This is a genomic window from Marivivens donghaensis, from assembly GCF_030410045.1.
Lineage (GTDB): Bacteria > Pseudomonadota > Alphaproteobacteria > Rhodobacterales > Rhodobacteraceae > Marivivens > Marivivens donghaensis.
This window is the reverse complement of sequence record NZ_JAUFRA010000005.1, coordinates 336,989-353,232: the sequence shown is the minus strand read 5'-3', so window position 1 is coordinate 353,232 and position 16,244 is coordinate 336,989. Positions and strand designations below refer to the sequence as shown.

The following is a 16,244-nucleotide window of genomic DNA, read 5'->3' as shown; positions in this document are numbered from 1 at the left end:
CTAAACCACCTGAACCGCCGTGGGGTGCATTGCGCCCCCACGGCGGTTTTGCATTCAAAGGACCCCAGCACATGTTCAAGAAGATCCTGATCGCCAACCGTGGCGAGATCGCATGCCGTGTCATCAAGACCGCCCGCAAGATGGGCATCAAAACGGTTGCTGTCTATTCGGACGCTGACCGTCACGCCCTGCATGTGCAGATGGCGGACGAAGCCTACCACATCGGCCCGCCGCCCGCGAACCAGTCCTACATCGTGATCGACAAGATCATGGAAGCGATCAAAGCAACCGGGGCCGAAGCAGTGCACCCGGGCTATGGCTTCCTCTCTGAGAACTCGAAATTTGCTGAGGCCCTGTCGGCTGCTGGCGTTGCCTTCATTGGACCGCCGGTTGGCGCAATCGAAGCGATGGGCGACAAGATCACGTCGAAAAAGATCGCTCAGGACGCACAAGTGAACACCGTTCCCGGTTACATGGGTCTGATCGAGGACGCCGAAGAGGCCGTCAAAATTTCGAACCAGATCGGTTATCCGGTCATGATCAAAGCCTCCGCTGGTGGCGGTGGTAAGGGTATGCGCATCGCATGGAACGACACCGAAGCCCGCGAAGGGTTCGAGTCCTCCAAGAACGAAGCAGCGAACTCCTTCGGCGACGACCGTATCTTTATCGAGAAATTCGTCACCCAGCCGCGTCACATCGAAATTCAGGTTCTCGCTGATAGCCATGGCAACGCTGTTTACCTGCACGAGCGTGAGTGTTCGATCCAGCGTCGTAACCAGAAAGTGGTCGAAGAGGCTCCGTCGCCGTTCCTCGACGAGGAAACCCGCAAGGCAATGGGCGAACAGTCGGTCGCTCTGGCCAAGGCTGTGGGCTACGCATCCGCAGGCACCGTGGAATTCATCGTCGATGGCGAACGGAACTTCTACTTCCTCGAGATGAACACCCGTCTGCAGGTGGAACACCCTGTGACCGAACTGATCACGGGCATCGACCTTGTTGAACAGATGATCCGCGTCGCGGCTGGTGAAAAGCTGCCGTTCGAACAGAAAGACCTGAAAATCAACGGTTGGGCGATTGAAAACCGTCTTTATGCAGAAGACCCATATCGCAACTTCCTGCCGTCGATCGGTCGCCTAACCCGCTACCGTCCGCCTGTTGAAGGGCGGACCACTACGGGTGGCATCGTGCGTAACGATACTGGCGTCTACGAAGGCGGCGAGATCAGCATGTATTACGACCCAATGATCGCAAAGCTCTGCACTTGGGGTGAAACCCGTGCGGCTGCGATCGAAGAGATGCGCGTTGCTCTCGACACGTTCGAGGTCGAAGGCATCGGCCACAACCTGCCGTTCGTCGCGGCTGTTATGGACCACGAGCGTTTCACCTCGGGCAATATGACCACTGCGTTCATTGCCGAAGAATACCCCGAAGGGTTCGACGGTGTGACCCTGCCGAAAGATGCGCTGGTTAAGGTTGCGGCGGCAGCCTCTGCGATGAACCGCGTGGCCGAAATCCGTCGCACCCAAGTGTCGGGTCGTCTGGGTAACCACGAACGTCGTGTTGGCACCGATTGGATTGTGTCGCTGCAGGGCGAAGACTTTGCGACCACAATCGCGGCAGATCGTGACGGCTCGAACGTCACCATCGACGGCGCAGTTCTGCGGGTTGAGAGCGATTGGACACCGGGCGATAGCCTTGCACGTCTGAGCGTTGGCGGCGAACCGCTGGTTCTGAAGGTCGATAAGATTACCCACGGCTTCCGCATTCGTTTCCGCGGTGCAGACATCAAGGTGCACGTGCGCACCCCGCGTCAGGCTGAACTTGCGAAACTGATGCCAGAGAAACTGCCGCCAGATACCTCGAAACTGCTGCTCTGCCCCATGCCGGGTCTGATCGTTAAGGTCAACGTGGCCGAAGGCGACGAAGTCCAAGAGGGTCAGGCACTCTGCACCGTTGAAGCGATGAAGATGGAAAATATCCTCCGCGCTGAACGTAAGGGCATCGTCAAGGCGGTGAAGGCAGCGGCTGGCGACAGCATGGCCGTCGACGAAGTCATCATTGAGTTCGAATAATGATGCGCGACGCTCACACAGTTCTTACGCAGATGGCGGCCTTTGTGGTCGCCTATGCGGGCTGGTGGGCGGTTGTGCTGCATGGGGGCGGCGATGTCGCCCCTGTGATCGCCCTCGCGGCACCTGCTTTGGCAGTTGGGCTCTATGCCCTTGTTGAGGGGATTATTGCGTGATGCGCCGCGCGTTGATTTCTTGCTGGCGGAGAGGGGATTTATCAATCGACCTCCCGATTTCGCGCATGTCCCAAGGGGCAGGTTTACGGAACGCAACCGTGCCATCCTTATCGATCAACACGAGCATGAACCCATGTGGCCGCAGCCGTTCACGTAACGCGGTCTCTGCGGTCGGGTCGGTGTCGGTGATCACGATGACACCGCGTTCGACGAGCGCAGGGATGTCCGCGCCGAGATTGTCCATCTGTTCGATGTATCGCGGATCAAAGGGCGTGTCGGCAAACACAACAATGGCCCGCGCACGCCAGAGAAAATCGTTCAAATTTATCTCTGATGCGTCGACAAATTGGTCGGGCGCGGCAATCCAGTCGTCAGGCGTGACGGATTGTGCAGCGGCAGGAATGCCTGCCAAAGCCATGAATAAGAACGTAAAACTGGCGCGAAGAATTGGTTTCATGCCTATCAATATAGGGTTGGAATTTACGGTTTCTAAGGGGGCAGACACCCTCGGTGCGAACAATTTTAGCATTAAGCCTCTGGTGAGACTGGAGGACGCAGCATGATCGCTATCGTCCATCCCGCGCACCAACGCGCGGCCCAACGCCGAAAAGGTGATCGCGCCGTGGAAATTTGTCTTCATCTGGGGGCCCATCGTACGGGCACAACATCGTTCCAATGTCATGTCCAACGTCATCGCGGGGCGCTGTCCCATGGCGGCACGGCCGTTTGGACGCCGAAACAAACGCGGGCAGGGCTGTTTGATGGCTTGGTTCATCGTCCCGACCGCGTGACGGCTGAGATCGCACGTCGCTCTGAACGGTCCCGCGTTGCCATTCGCCGCGAGGTCGGACGATTGACCGAGGCTGGCTATGACCGCTTGATGATCACCGAAGAGAACCTTCTTGGCTCGGCCCGCAATAACCTGCGCGATGGGGCGCTTTATTCCGATGTCCTCGAACGGCTGTTACGGTTTCGTGCAGCACTGGCCGCGCCCGTAGCCCGTATCGCGATCAGCATCCGCAACTACGACAGATACTGGGCCTCTGTCCTCGCCTATGCGGTGATGAACGGCCACACGATGCCACAGCCCGACCTGATCGACCGTCTGGCAATACAGTCGCGCAGATGGGGTGATGTGATCCGCGACATCGCACGGGTGTTCCCGCAGACCGACATCGTTGTCTTCCCGTTCGAGGCGATGGTCAGCCATCCCGACGCGGAACTGTCGCATTTGATCGGCCAGCGCGTTTCGCTGTCCGAGGCGGATGATTGGCGCAACCCGTCGCCCCGCCTGCGCAAACTGCGCGAGGAATTGGTGAACCGTGGCGACCTCGACGGGGCGATCCGTTTGGGGCAGGGCAGTGGCGCTTGGATGCCGTTTGACGCCGATCAACGCGCCACGATGCAACGCACATATGCTGACGACCTGACAGAGTTGCGCGAGGGCGCAATCGCTCAGGCGCGGCTTATCGAAATACCAACCCAGCACGGGTTGGACACGACCCATATTAGACAGACAGAAGTGACCAACGCCCATTGGCGTTCGGCAATCGGAGGACCCGATCATGGCAGACAAAGATACCTGGTCTAAGCTCGCGCAGAAAGAACTGCGTGATCGCCCATTAGATGACCTGAACTGGACCACGCTCGAAGGCATCACGGTCAAACCTCTTTATACCGAAGAGGACACTGCAGACCTGCCGCACCTCGGCTCGCTGCCCGGGATCGAACCCTTCACCCGTGGTCCGCGCGCAACGATGTATGCTGGCCGTCCTTGGACCATCCGCCAATATGCGGGCTTTTCGACTGCTGAGGAATCGAACGCGTTCTACCGCAAGGCTCTCGCTGCGGGTCAGCAGGGCGTGTCGGTAGCCTTCGACCTCGCGACGCACCGTGGCTATGACTCGGATCACCCGCGCGTTGTCGGCGATGTGGGCAAGGCTGGCGTTGCGATCGACAGCGTTGAGGACATGAAGATCCTCTTTGACGGTATCCCGCTGGATAAAGTCTCGGTTTCAATGACCATGAACGGCGCGGTTATCCCCGTTCTGGCAAACTTTATCGTCACGGGCGAAGAGCAGGGCCACGATAAATCGGTCCTGTCGGGGACCATTCAGAATGACATTCTGAAAGAGTTCATGGTGCGCAACACCTACATCTACCCGCCAGAGCCGTCGATGCGGATCATTTCGGACATCATCGAATACACTTCGACCGAGATGCCAAAGTTCAACTCGATCTCGATCTCTGGCTACCACATGCAAGAGGCGGGCGCGAACCTCGTTCAGGAACTCGCGTACACGCTGGCCGATGGTCGCGAATACGTGCGCACTGCGATTGCTGCGGGCATGGATGTTGACCAGTTCGCACCGCGTCTGTCGTTCTTCTTTGCGATTGGCATGAACTTCTTCATGGAGGCCGCGAAACTGCGGGCTGCGCGTCTTCTCTGGACCCGCATCATGAAAGAGTTCAACCCGCAGAAACCGGGGTCTTTGATGCTCCGCACGCACTGCCAGACCTCTGGTGTGTCGCTCCAAGAGCAAGACCCTTACAACAACGTTGTCCGCACCGCTTACGAGGCGATGGCGGCGGCACTGGGCGGCACGCAGTCGCTCCACACCAACGCGCTCGACGAAGCGATTGCGCTGCCGACCGAATTCTCGGCCCGTATCGCGCGGAACACCCAGTTGATCCTCCAAGAGGAAACAGGCGTGACCAAGGTCGTCGATCCGCTCGCTGGTTCGTATTACGTCGAAAGCCTCACTGCTCAGCTCGCCGAAGAGGCATGGAAGCTGATCGAAGAGGTCGAAGAAATGGGCGGCATGACCAAGGCTGTGGCCTCGGGTATGCCAAAACTCCGCATCGAAGAGTCGGCTGCGAAACGTCAGGCGATGATCGACCGTGGCGACGAAGTGATCGTTGGCGTGAACAAATACCGCCTCGCCAAAGAAGACCCGATCGATATTCTGGACATCGACAACAACGCGGTGCGCGCATCGCAGGTTGCACGTCTTGAAAAAATCCGTGGCACCCGTGACGAGGCCGCCTGTCAGGCTGCTCTGACCGAACTGACCCGCCGCGCAAAAGAGGGTGGAAACCTTCTCGCTGCTGCGGTCGAAGCCGCACGCGCCCGTGCATCCGTAGGGGAGATCAGCATGGCTATGGAAAAAGAGTTCGGTCGCCACCGCGCCGAAGTGAAAACGCTCGCTGGTGTGTATGGCGCAGCTTACGAAGGCGACGAAGGCTTTGCCGCCATTCAGAAGTCGGTCGAACAATTCGCCGAAGAAGAAGGCCGCCGCCCGCGTATGCTCGTGGTGAAAATGGGTCAGGACGGGCACGACCGTGGGGCCAAGGTCATCGCGACCGCCTTTGCGGACATTGGTTTCGACGTGGACGTAGGCCCGCTGTTCCAAACCCCTGCTGAGGCTGCACAGGATGCGATCGACAACGACGTGCATGTGATCGGGATTTCGTCGCAGGCGGCAGGTCACAAGACCCTTGCACCGCAGTTGATCGAAGAACTCAAGGCCGCTGATGCCGAAGATATCATCGTGATCTGCGGCGGTGTTATCCCGCAGCAGGACTACGATTACCTCTACAAAGCTGGCGTTAAGGCGATCTTTGGTCCGGGGACAAACATCCCCAAAGCTGCCGAAGATATCCTGCAGATCATCCGCGACGTTCGCGGTTAAGATCAGCGATCAGACTGAAAAAAGGGGGCCGCGAGGCCCCCTTTTGCGTTAGGCCTTTTCGACCTCTGGATTGCCTGCATTGCGCAGCACCAGATACCCCGTGATCGCGGAGAGGATAGAACCGAGCAGAACGCCAATCCGCACCTCGTTCATCAGCACACCACCTTCGCCAAAGCTCAGGCCGCCGATAAAGAGCGACATGGTAAACCCGATGCCCGCCAGACAGCTGACACCGTAGATGTGCCGCCAGTTGACGCCGTAGGGCAGTTTCGCCAGACCTGCTTTCACCATGAGCCACGTCAGGCCAAACACGCCGATTTTCTTACCCAGATAGAGGCCGAGCGCGATACCGATGGGGAGCGGGGCGAACATCTGGTCAATCGTGATCCCTTTGAGGACAACACCCGCGTTTGCGAAGGCAAAGATCGGCACGATCAGGAAAAACACATAGTCCGTCAGGCCATGTTCGACCGAATGCAGCGGCGATTTTCCGTATTTATCCTTGAGAGGGATAAAGAACGCGGTGATCACACCAGCCAGCGTCGCATGCACGCCCGATTTCAGAACGAAGAACCACAGGATGATGCCCAGCAGGACCGACGGCGCCACGCGGTGGAAGCCCATGTAATTGCGGAACCACAGACCTGCGAGAGGGATCAGCGCCAGCCAGAGGTAATCGATTTTCAAATCCGCCGTATAGAACAGCGCGATGATGATGATCGCGCCGAGGTCGTCGAGGATCGCGAGCGTCAGCAGGAACACCTTGAGCGCGGACGGCACCCGCGTGCCGAGCAGCGCCAGCACACCCACCGCAAAGGCGATGTCGGTGGCAGCAGGAATAGCCCAGCCACGGATGGTTTCGGGATTGCCCCAGTTGATCGCCGCATAGATCGCCGCAGGCACGACCATGCCGCCGACCGCCGCCATACCCGGCAGGATCACGTCGCGCGGGTTTTTCAGCTTTCCCTCTAACATCTCGCGCTTTAGCTCTAGCCCGATTAGGAAGAAGAACACCGCCATCAAACCGTCGTTGATCCAGAGGATCAGCGGTTTCTGCAGCCCTTCGCCGTCAAAGGTGATGGCGAAATATGTGTTGAGAACACCGTGGTAGAGATCCGTCAGTCCAGAGTTGGCGACGATGAGCGCCAAGGCTGCGGACAGCATGAGAACGATCCCTCCCGCCGCTTCATGGCGGAAAAAGCGATCGAGGGCAGAGGCAAGAGACATGGTAATTCCCGACAATTATAGTTAATTTAAAGTCAGGTAAGCACTCAGGCGCTTGCATCAACCAGTTGAACACGGTTTGTCTGTGCATAATTGCAGGTGACTTTGTCGATTCTAGCACAACGGGAAGCCCGTCGATGTCGATTTGGACACGTATCGCTGATGCTCTGGCCGCTCTTCGCAAGGGCGAGGGGTTGGCGGCTGTGTTTGAACAATTCCGCACGCCGCCCGAACGATCGGTAGCCTTTACCATCGCGGTGATTGCCTTAGGCGCCAAAATGGCCAAGGCCGACGGCCTCGTGACCCGCGATGAAGTGGCCGCATTCCGCGAAGTGTTCACCATCGCGCCCGAAGATGAGGCACAGGCGGCAAAGCTATTTAACCTTGCGCGACAAGACGTTGCAGGGTTTGAGGATTACGCGGCTCGCGTCGCAAAGATGTTCGGTGATGACCGCGCACCGCTCTGCGACCTTATGGAAGGTTTGTTCCATATTGCGATGGCGGACGGTGAATATCACGAGGCTGAGGACGCGTTTTTGCGGCGTGTGGCAGAGATACTTGGGTTCGATGAGCGTCGGTTCCGCACCATCCGCGCGCAGTTCGTCCCCGATGCAGAGCGTGATCCTTATGACGTGCTGGGCGTTTCGCCCGATATGCCGATTGATGACATTCGTAAGGTCTGGCGCGATGCCGTGCGCGAAAGCCATCCTGACCGTCTGATAGCGCGTGGCCTTCCCGAGGAGGCGATCAAACTCGCCGAAGCGCGTCTCATAGCCGTGAATACCGCGTGGGATCAGATTAACGGCAAAGCCGCATGAGGATAGCCACCTATAACGTCGAATGGTTTACCAACTTATTCGACGATAATGGGCGGCTTCTGCACGATCATCGCTGGTCGGGGCGATTGAATGTAAAGCGGGGTGAGCAGCTCGATGCCTTGGGGATCGTGTTCACTGCACTCGACGCCGATGCCGTGATGGTGATTGAGGCTCCAGACGACAATCGTCGGCGGAGCGGGGTCATCGCCCTCCAGAACTTTGCCGCCGAATATGGGTTGCGGGCGCGAAAGGCTTTGATTGGGTTTTCGAATGATACGCAGCAAGAAATCACGCTGCTCTATGATCCCGATGTATTTGAGGCGCGACATGATCCCCTGTCTCACCCCGACGCCCCGCGGTTCGATGCGGCGTTCGAGATTGATCTCGATGTCGATGCTGATCTCGATCTTGTGCAATGGTCCAAACCCCCGAATGAGGTCGCATTGCGGACAAAGGCAGGGCATGATTTGCGGCTGATTGGCGTTCACGCGAAATCAAAGGCCCCGCACGGTGCCCGCAATATCCATGAACAAATGCGGATCGCGATTGAGAACAGACGCAAGCAATTGGCACAGTGCCTTTGGCTGCGCCGTCGGATTGATTACCATTTGGCGCAGGGCAATAACCTGATCGTTTTGGGTGATTTCAACGATGGCCCTGGGCTCGACGAATATGAAAAGCTTTTTGGTCGGTCCAGCATTGAGATTGTGATGGGCGAGGGCGACCAACCGCGTCTGTTTGATCCTCATGCACGGGCGGCTCTAACCCAAAAACTCGGCGCTGTGCCGACCACATCGCGGTTTCGGATGGGGGGGGATGACAACTACCTCTGTGCGTTGCTCGATTATGTCATGGTGTCGCCAGAACTATTGGACCATGATCCGCGCTGGCGGATTTGGCATCCGTTCGACAATCCAGTCTGCTACGGCACGCCCGAACTGCGCGAGGCCTTATTGACCGCGTCGGACCATTTTCCCGTCACGATCGACCTTAATTTATGACTGTTTTGGCAGGATGCGGACGGTTGCCGAAACCGCGTCCATCGCCTTGGCCAGTGAGTTATACCGCGCCTCAGACACTTCACCCCATAGCGGCTCTGTCTCTGCGTTCAGCACCAGTTCCAGCTCGCGCTTCTTGGGCTTCCAAATAAACTGCCCCGGATTTCCCTCGGCCTTGAGCCACAGCATCGCGCCCAAGCGCATCGCCCGACCTAGGATCTCTGCCTCACGGATTTGCTGTTCATCGAGCAGGGCAAACAGAGGTTCCAGACGAGACCCCTGACGCTTGCTGGAATAGCGATGAAACAGCGAGAGACCGAGCAACACTCGTTCTTCGTGTTTCAACCCGCCCAAGTTCGCACGGGTCGCGTTATCGAATGCCACCTCATCGCGGTAATCGGGGTGGGCGCGCCATGTCACATCGTGCAAGAGGCAGGCGGCTTTGATGATGCGCAGTTTCTGCCAATTTGCATTGGGGAACAGCGGCGTCACGAAATCGTAGAGAACTTTGCCAAATCCGGGCAAACGCGCGTCTTTTGATTCCGCATAACGACTGGCTTCAATCAGCGGATCGCGGTCACGCAGCTCTTGAGGCATTTGTTCGTATAAAAGACCCTCACGGATACCGTAGGACGACACTGCGATATCTTTGGGGCGGAAGGTTTTCACCAGTTCCTTGAGCACGTGGATTGCGATGGGCACCAGCGCCATACGCTCGGACGAAATACCACAACGGCTGCGCAGATCGTCGAGGTTTGCAGAGCCGATGTAATCCGCCGTCGTGGAGACGTTGCGGGCGGTCATTCGGTATTCGTGTTGAACGGTCAGGGGATAGCCGCGCCGCTCCATATCAATGCGCGCAATGGCACGCCATGAGCCGCCGACCAGAAATAGCCGCATCCCTGTCTCATAGTCCATCTCGGCATGCATGCCCTGCATGATCTCTTTGACATGGGCCTTGAGGTCGCGCTTTGAGGTGAACCCTTTGAGGCGCAGTGGACCGAGGGGCGAGGTGAGGCGGTGGCCAACCTTGCCATCTTTGATATCCGCCAACTCCATTGACGAGCCGCCAATATCACAGACCATGCCAAAGCTGCCGGGCCACCCCAGCAGAACACCTTGCGCCGAAAGGCGGGCCTCTTCGCGACCATCAATGATGTGCAGCTTGACGCCTGCTTTTTCCAGAACTTCGCGGCTGAATTCATCGCCATCTTCGGCTTCGCGCACGGCAGCCGTGGCAACAGCGGTCAAAGGTGCATCCATGCTTTCGGCGAGAGCCGCAAAGCGGCGGATGGCAGCCAGCGCACGGGCGCGGCCTGTCGGGTTCAACCGACCCGTTTCACGAAGTCCAGCGCCGAGAGCGCACATAACTTTTTCGTTATAGAAATAGGCAGGGCTACGGGCAGCGCCGTCAAAGACCACCATACGAACAGAGTTAGAGCCAACGTCCAACACGCCGACACGCGCGAGCGCTTTGGCTTGAGGATCGTCAAACAAAGGCCGCCCAAAGGGGCCCCAGTCGGTGTCGTCTGTCTGGGTCGTGGTCGTCATGGATTCTCCGGTCCTCCCAGACCTTTGGACGGGGAGGGGGGCGGTGTCAATCTTCGGTGTGCGTTAGTTGCACGACACCCGTGGCCCCGGCCGATCCGCGACCAGACAGCGATGGGTTCTCCATAAAGAACTTATGGCAGCTAAAGGCGAATTTATCCTCGGGCACGGCGACACGCGTAAATTTGCCATTCGGCCCCATGATCCAGCTCTGCGCGATATCCGCCATGTTGGCCGACATGATCTGATCGACGATCTGCGCTTTGACGGTCGGGTTCTTAGCTTCAACCAGTGTCTCAACACGGCGGTTGAGGTTACGCCCCATCCAGTCCGCAGACGAGAAAAACACACGTGCCTCTTTGCCCGGAAGTCCGCCGCCATTGCCGAAACAGACGATGCGCGAATGTTCGAGGAACCGACCGACGATGGATTTGACGCGGATATTTTCCGACAGTCCTTTGATCCCCGGACGAATGCCGCAGATGCCACGCACGACGAGGCTAATCTTCACGCCCGCTTGGCTCGCGCGGTAAAGCGCGTTCATCACGTCCTCTTCGATGAGGCTGTTCATCTTGGCCCAGATCGCAGCAGGGCGGCCCGCGCGGGCATGTTCGATCTCTAGATCGATCATTTCGATGAGGCGCTGTTTCAGGCCCATTGGTGCAATCGTCAGGTTCTCTAGTCCGTCTGGCTGCACATAGCCCGACAGGTAGTTGAACACTTTCGTCGCGTCCCGACCCAAGGCCGCATCGCAGGTAAAGAACGACAGGTCGGTGTAAATCTTTGCGGTGATCGGGTGATAGTTGCCTGTGCCGTAGTGGGTATAGGTGACCAGTTGATCTCCTTCGCGGCGCACTACGGTCGAGATTTTCGCATGAGTTTTCAGTGTGGTAAAGCCATACACCACATGCGCGCCAGCCCGTTCCAAACGGCGCGACTGACGGATGTTCGCGGCCTCGTCAAAGCGGGCCTTAAGCTCGACCAGCGCGGTCACGGATTTGCCGTCCTCTGCCGCCTCACAGAGCGCCTCAACGATTGGGGAGTTCTTGGACGTTCGGTATAGTGTCTGTTTGATCGCGACCACATTCGGGTCGGCGGCCGCTTGTTTGAGGAACCGCACCACCATGTCGAAGGTCTCGTAGGGGTGGTGGAGCAGCATGTCCTTTTGTTTGATCGATTTGAACATGTCGCCGCCGTGGTCCTGAACCCGTTCGGGAACGCGCGGCGTGTAAGGCGACCACAAAAGGTCAGGACGGCTGTCGAGGACCAGTTGTTTGAGGTCGGCCATACCGAGCATACCGTCCACAATCACCACTTCGGATTCGTCAACGTGCAGTTCGTGCATGATCATGTCGCGCAGCCCGTCAGGCGCGCCTGCGGTCATCTTCATCCGGACGACTTCACCGCGACGACGACGTTTGAGGGCGACCTCAAATTCGCGCACCAGATCTTCGGCTTCTTCTTCGACCTCAAGGTCGCTGTCGCGCAGCACGCGGAACGCACAGTCGCCTTTGACCTTGTAGCCAGGAAAGAGGCGGTGGATGTGCAACAAAAGCAGTTCTTCGAGCGGCAGGAACCGATCCCCGTCAACTGTCGGCAGCGCGATGAAGCGGTCGATCTGATGCGGCACGGGCAGGAGCGCGCGCATGGACCGTTTGTCAGCGGTCCGCTCCAGCTGCAGCGCCAGCGCAAAGCCCGTGTTCGGAATGAACGGGAAGGGGTGTGCAGGGTCAACAGCCAGTGGAGAAAGAACGGGGAACACGTTGTTCAGGAACACATTTTCCAGAAACTCTGCGTCACCTTCGATCAGGTCAGTGCGTGACAGGATATGGATTTTCTCTTGCGCTAGTTCAGCCTTGAGCGCGTTAAACGTCGACTGTTGGCGCATCATCAGATCGCGGGCGTCCGCGTTGATCAGCGCGAGTTGTTCGACAGGTGTAAGACCGTCGAGCGCAGGGGTCATGTTGCCCGCATGTGCCAGTTCCCGCAGACCCGCAACGCGCACGGTATAAAACTCGTCGAGGTTGGTTGCCGAAATGGACAAAAACCGCAGGCGTTCCAACAGCGGAACCCGCAGGTTTTCGGCCTCTTCCAAGACACGCCAGTTGAAGCCAAGCCAGCTTAACTCTCGGTTATAGAAACGGGATGGGCTGGAGAGGTCAAAATCGGCCTCAACGGCTTCGGGGAACTTTGCGGTCAGGAAATTTGCGAGTGTCATGGCGGCCTTATGCTGCGCAATTGCAACGTTTATGTGACCATTATCGCGCCTAATCTGATGGATTGTCCAGCAACCTACCAGCTAGTTTAATTCCAATCGGTTGCCCCGTCGCGAGAGCCTCTTTGTCCAGCGCTGATACGATGTCGTCAGCGGCAGAAAATGACCGTTCAATCCGACCCGCAAGGTAAGAGATCAGTGCGGGTTTCGGCGTGAGTTGGCGGTCGGCAAAATGCTTCATCAACACGGCGCTCAGGAGGCGATCATCAGGGTCCGCAATATGCACGGTGGGTGCTGCTTGCATACGGCTGGCGAGGTCGGGGAGGGTGATGCTCCAACGGCTCGGCGGTGTTGTGGCGGTCAGCAGCAGGGGCAAGCGCTGCGCGCGAAGGTGATTGTGCAGGTGGAACAGAGGTTCCTCGGACTGAGGCTGTAGGGCCTCTAGATCCTCGATCACAATCGGGCAAGAGGGCAGGTCGAGCGTCGCGCCAATCTGCCCAGCTTTCCAAACGGTGGCACCTGTAAGGTGCTGAAACACGCGCGACAGATGGCTTTTGCCGCTCCCCTTAGGGCCGATTAGGGCGAGCTTGCCATCGGCCCAGCCGTCAGGGTTTGTTACCATGACATAGGCGTGGGCATTGGCCTCTGACACGAAATAATCGTCAGGGCCCAACGCGACGTTAGGGGGTAGATCAAAGGACAGCTGGCGCGGGGTCATTCGGTATCGCTAAAGCCCCGATAGAGGCGTCCGTTCTTGTAGCTTCGGATGGCGTGACGGGCCACAACGCCGATCATCGCGGCAACTGGAACTGCAACGAGCATCCCAACAAAACCGAACAAGGTGCCAAAGACGGACAGCGCAAAGATCAGCCAAACAGGGTGCAGGCCGACCGAGCTACCGACGAGTTTTGGTGTCAGGAAATTGCCTTCGAGGAACTGGCCAAGGCCAAAGATCGCAGCGACAAGCCCGATCCTCAACCAATCCGTGGCAAAGGTCGTGGTTGCACCGTCAATCACCTCAACGCTATTCCAGAATTGAAACAGCGCGAGGCCGATCGACAAAAGGCCACCGACCAGAGCGCCAACGTAAGGGATAAAGGTCAAAAGCCCCGCAATGGCACCAGCGACGAGGCCGAACTGCAAACCAACGATCATGAGGCCTACCGCGTAGAAAATGCCAAGGATGAGGCAGACGGTGCCTTGCCCACGGATGAAGGAGGCGAGCGTTTTGTCGATCTCGGTCGCGATGCTGCGGATTTGGCCCAAGTGATCGCGCGGTAAGAGGCTGTCGATCTCAGCGACCATATTGTCCCAATCATAGAGCAAGTAGACCGCCACAACAGGCACGACGACCAATAGGACGATCACGTTGATCAGGCTCATCGCCGAAGAGAGCAGACCATTTAGGAAATCGCCGCCCTTGCTCTGTACGGTGGAGGCCACGTTTTTGAGGCTACCCGAGAGCGTGATGTCATTTTGCGCAAGGGCAGGGAAGGTATCCGTGAGCCATTTATCGAGATCGCGCAGAACTGTAGGCGCGGTATCGACCGATGTGCCGATGAAATTAAAGAGCGATGCTGTTTGTTGGATCAGCACGGGGATGATCAAGAGAGCCGCGATCACAAAGAGGATCGTTGCACCGATACTGATCACGCCGACAGAGGCCGCACGGCTAAAGCCCGCCCGCTCCAACCGATCTGCAACGGGGTCGAGCATATAGGCGACCGCTCCACCTAGAACGAAGGGCAGGATCACGTTGCCGAGGAAATAGAGCAAAAACACCAAAATAGCTGTGGCGATGCCCCAGTATTTCACCTGTTCTTTGACCGGAAGTCCCATGCCATGCCCCTATCGTCGCGTTAGGTCTATGTCAGCCTTCTGGTCAGATAAATCAAGTCCTGCGCGGGGTTAGGGCGGGTTTTGGGGCGCTGCCCCCGTCCACCTGCGGTGGCCTCCCCCGGGATATTTGCGGCACAAAGGCAGGGATCGCGAGGTCTGACTTGCCCATGGGGGTGGTTTCCGATAGCGGAAGGGGTAACCTTGTCATTAAATTGCTGGACCGTGATATGCGCCTTTCCCGCTACTTCCTTCCTGTTCTGAAAGAAAACCCTGCCGAAGCGCAGATTGTATCGCACCGCCTGATGCTGCGTGCTGGTATGATCAAGCAGCAGGCAGCGGGGATTTATTCTTGGCTGCCCCTCGGGTTCAAAGTTCTCCGTAAGATCGAGAACATCGTTCATGATGAACAGATCAAAGCGGGTCACATCCCGATGCAGATGCCGACGCTGCAGCCAGCGGACCTATGGCGCGAGTCTGGTCGTTATGACGCATACGGCCCGGAAATGCTGCGGATGAAGGACCGTCACGACCGTGACATGCTGTTCTCTCCGACCGCGGAGGAAATGTTCACGGACGTGTTCCGCGCTCATGTGAACAGCTACAAAGACCTGCCGCTGACTATCTATCAAATCCAGTGGAAATTCCGCGACGAAGTGCGTCCGCGTTTCGGCGTGATGCGTGGCCGCGAGTTCTATATGAAAGACGGCTACAACTTTGACCTCACCAAAGAGGACGCGCTGCACGCGTATAACCGTCACCTCGTCAGCTACCTGCGCACCTACGAGCGCATGGGCCTGCAGGCGATCCCGATGCGTGCGGACTCTGGCCCGATTGGCGGCGATGACACCCACGAGTTCCTCGTCCTCGCGGAAACGGGTGAGTCCGAGGTGTTCTACGATAGCCAGATCACCGATCTGACTTTTGGTGATCGTGAGATTGACTACGATAGCCGCGAACAGTGTCAGGCGGTTCTGGAAGAGTTTACCAGCCGTTACGCGCGCACCGATGAGACCCACGATGAGGCGGTCTTTAACGAAGTGCCAGAAGAACGCCGTCGTGTGGCTCGTGGTATCGAAGTGGGTCAGATTTTCTACTTTGGCACCAAATATTCGGACGCCATGGGCGCGACCGTTGTCGACAACGAAGGCAACAAGGTTCCTGTCCACATGGGGTCGCATGGTATCGGCGTATCGCGTCTGTTGGGTGCGATCATTGAGGCAAGCCATGACGAAAAGGGCATCATCTGGCCTGAAGGCGTGACCCCGTTCCACGTTGGTATCGTGAACCTGAAGCAGGGTGATGATGCGGCAGATGCGGCTTGTGAAAGCCTCTATGCGGAACTGACCGCTGCTGGGTTTGAACCGCTATATGACGACCGCAACGAACGCGCTGGCGGCAAATTCGCGACAATGGACCTGATCGGTCTACCGTGGCGCATCACCGTTGGTCCGCGTGGTCTGGCGAATGGCGTTGTTGAATTGACCTCGCGCCGCACAGGCGAAAGCGTTGAGATGGCGCCCGCTGAGGCTATCGCGAAGATCAAAGAGATCTACGCAAAGCATCCGCATCCAAAAGGCGCGTAATCTGGGGCGGGGGCGCAGTACCCGCGCTATTTTGACTATTATGGGCACAAAGGCGCGCAAGCCACGGGAGAGTGACTTGACC

The 16,244-nt window shown here is 57.8% G+C and carries 13 protein-coding genes; 7 read left to right on the top strand and 6 right to left on the bottom strand.

Annotated elements, in window-relative coordinates; translation table 11 throughout:
- The first annotated feature begins 71 nt into the window (after positions 1-71).
- Both QWY83_RS07315 and QWY83_RS07310 read left to right on the top strand, forming a co-directional pair.
- Complete coding sequence (locus tag QWY83_RS07315) at positions 72-2,072, top strand: acetyl-CoA carboxylase biotin carboxylase subunit (RefSeq protein WP_249945463.1); 2,001 nt, start codon at positions 72-74, stop codon at positions 2,070-2,072.
- Positions 2,073-2,074: 2 nt separating this feature from the next.
- Positions 2,075-2,245, top strand: a complete 171-nt coding sequence (locus QWY83_RS07310) for a hypothetical protein (protein ID WP_290245834.1) — start codon at positions 2,075-2,077, stop codon at positions 2,243-2,245.
- Here QWY83_RS07310 and QWY83_RS07305 read toward each other — a convergent pair.
- Positions 2,235-2,702, bottom strand: coding sequence for a DUF4174 domain-containing protein (locus QWY83_RS07305; RefSeq protein ID WP_249945465.1), 468 nt, complete (start codon positions 2,700-2,702; stop codon positions 2,235-2,237). The two genes, QWY83_RS07310 and QWY83_RS07305, sit on opposite strands and share 11 nt — an antisense overlap.
- A gap of 102 nt (positions 2,703-2,804) precedes the next feature.
- Here QWY83_RS07305 and QWY83_RS07300 point away from each other — a divergent pair, with 102 nt between their 5' ends.
- Together QWY83_RS07300 and scpA are read left to right on the top strand one after the other, a co-directional pair.
- Positions 2,805-3,836, top strand: coding sequence for a hypothetical protein (locus QWY83_RS07300; RefSeq protein ID WP_249945466.1), 1,032 nt, complete (start codon positions 2,805-2,807; stop codon positions 3,834-3,836).
- Complete coding sequence (gene scpA / locus QWY83_RS07295) at positions 3,811-5,937, top strand: methylmalonyl-CoA mutase (RefSeq protein ID WP_249945467.1); 2,127 nt, start codon at positions 3,811-3,813, stop codon at positions 5,935-5,937. Before QWY83_RS07300 ends, scpA begins: the two co-directional genes overlap by 26 nt.
- Positions 5,938-5,985: 48 nt before the next feature.
- On the opposite strand, the gene nhaA is transcribed toward scpA, so the two are convergent.
- Positions 5,986-7,164, bottom strand: a complete 1,179-nt coding sequence (nhaA, locus tag QWY83_RS07290; RefSeq protein ID WP_249945468.1) for a Na+/H+ antiporter NhaA — start codon at positions 7,162-7,164, stop codon at positions 5,986-5,988.
- Between the two features lie 134 nt (positions 7,165-7,298).
- On the opposite strand from nhaA, the gene QWY83_RS07285 reads away from it, so the two are divergent.
- The gene (locus QWY83_RS07285; protein ID WP_249945469.1) at positions 7,299-7,979 is read left to right on the top strand and encodes a molecular chaperone DjiA; all 681 of its coding nucleotides are present in this window, start codon (positions 7,299-7,301) and stop codon (positions 7,977-7,979) included.
- Positions 7,976-8,980, top strand: a complete 1,005-nt coding sequence (locus tag QWY83_RS07280; protein WP_249945470.1) for an endonuclease/exonuclease/phosphatase family protein — start codon at positions 7,976-7,978, stop codon at positions 8,978-8,980. The genes QWY83_RS07285 and QWY83_RS07280 overlap by 4 nt, the downstream gene beginning before the upstream one ends.
- Here the strand turns inward: QWY83_RS07280 and QWY83_RS07275 are convergent.
- From QWY83_RS07275 to QWY83_RS07260, 4 genes are read right to left on the bottom strand one after another with little or no spacing between them, the layout of a single operon-like run.
- Positions 8,975-10,528 carry a Ppx/GppA family phosphatase gene (locus tag QWY83_RS07275; RefSeq protein ID WP_249945471.1) on the bottom strand — a complete coding sequence of 518 codons (1,554 nt, stop codon included), beginning with the start codon at positions 10,526-10,528 and terminating at the stop codon, positions 8,975-8,977. The two genes, QWY83_RS07280 and QWY83_RS07275, sit on opposite strands and share 6 nt — an antisense overlap.
- A 46-nt stretch (positions 10,529-10,574) precedes the next feature.
- Positions 10,575-12,743: an RNA degradosome polyphosphate kinase gene (locus QWY83_RS07270; RefSeq protein WP_249945472.1), complete on the bottom strand. Its 2,169-nt coding sequence runs from the start codon at positions 12,741-12,743 to the stop codon at positions 10,575-10,577.
- 49 nt (positions 12,744-12,792) lie between these two features.
- Positions 12,793-13,458 carry a P-loop NTPase family protein gene (locus tag QWY83_RS07265; protein ID WP_249945473.1) on the bottom strand — a complete coding sequence of 222 codons (666 nt, stop codon included), beginning with the start codon at positions 13,456-13,458 and terminating at the stop codon, positions 12,793-12,795.
- Positions 13,455-14,579 carry an AI-2E family transporter gene (locus QWY83_RS07260; RefSeq protein WP_249945474.1) on the bottom strand — a complete coding sequence of 375 codons (1,125 nt, stop codon included), beginning with the start codon at positions 14,577-14,579 and terminating at the stop codon, positions 13,455-13,457. Before QWY83_RS07260 ends, QWY83_RS07265 begins: the two co-directional genes overlap by 4 nt.
- 227 nt (positions 14,580-14,806) lie before the next feature.
- Between QWY83_RS07260 and proS the strand changes: the two genes are divergently transcribed.
- Entirely contained in the window at positions 14,807-16,162 is a 1,356-nt protein-coding gene (proS, locus tag QWY83_RS07255; RefSeq protein WP_105236323.1) for a proline--tRNA ligase, read from the top strand.
- The last annotated feature ends 82 nt before the right edge of the window (positions 16,163-16,244 follow it).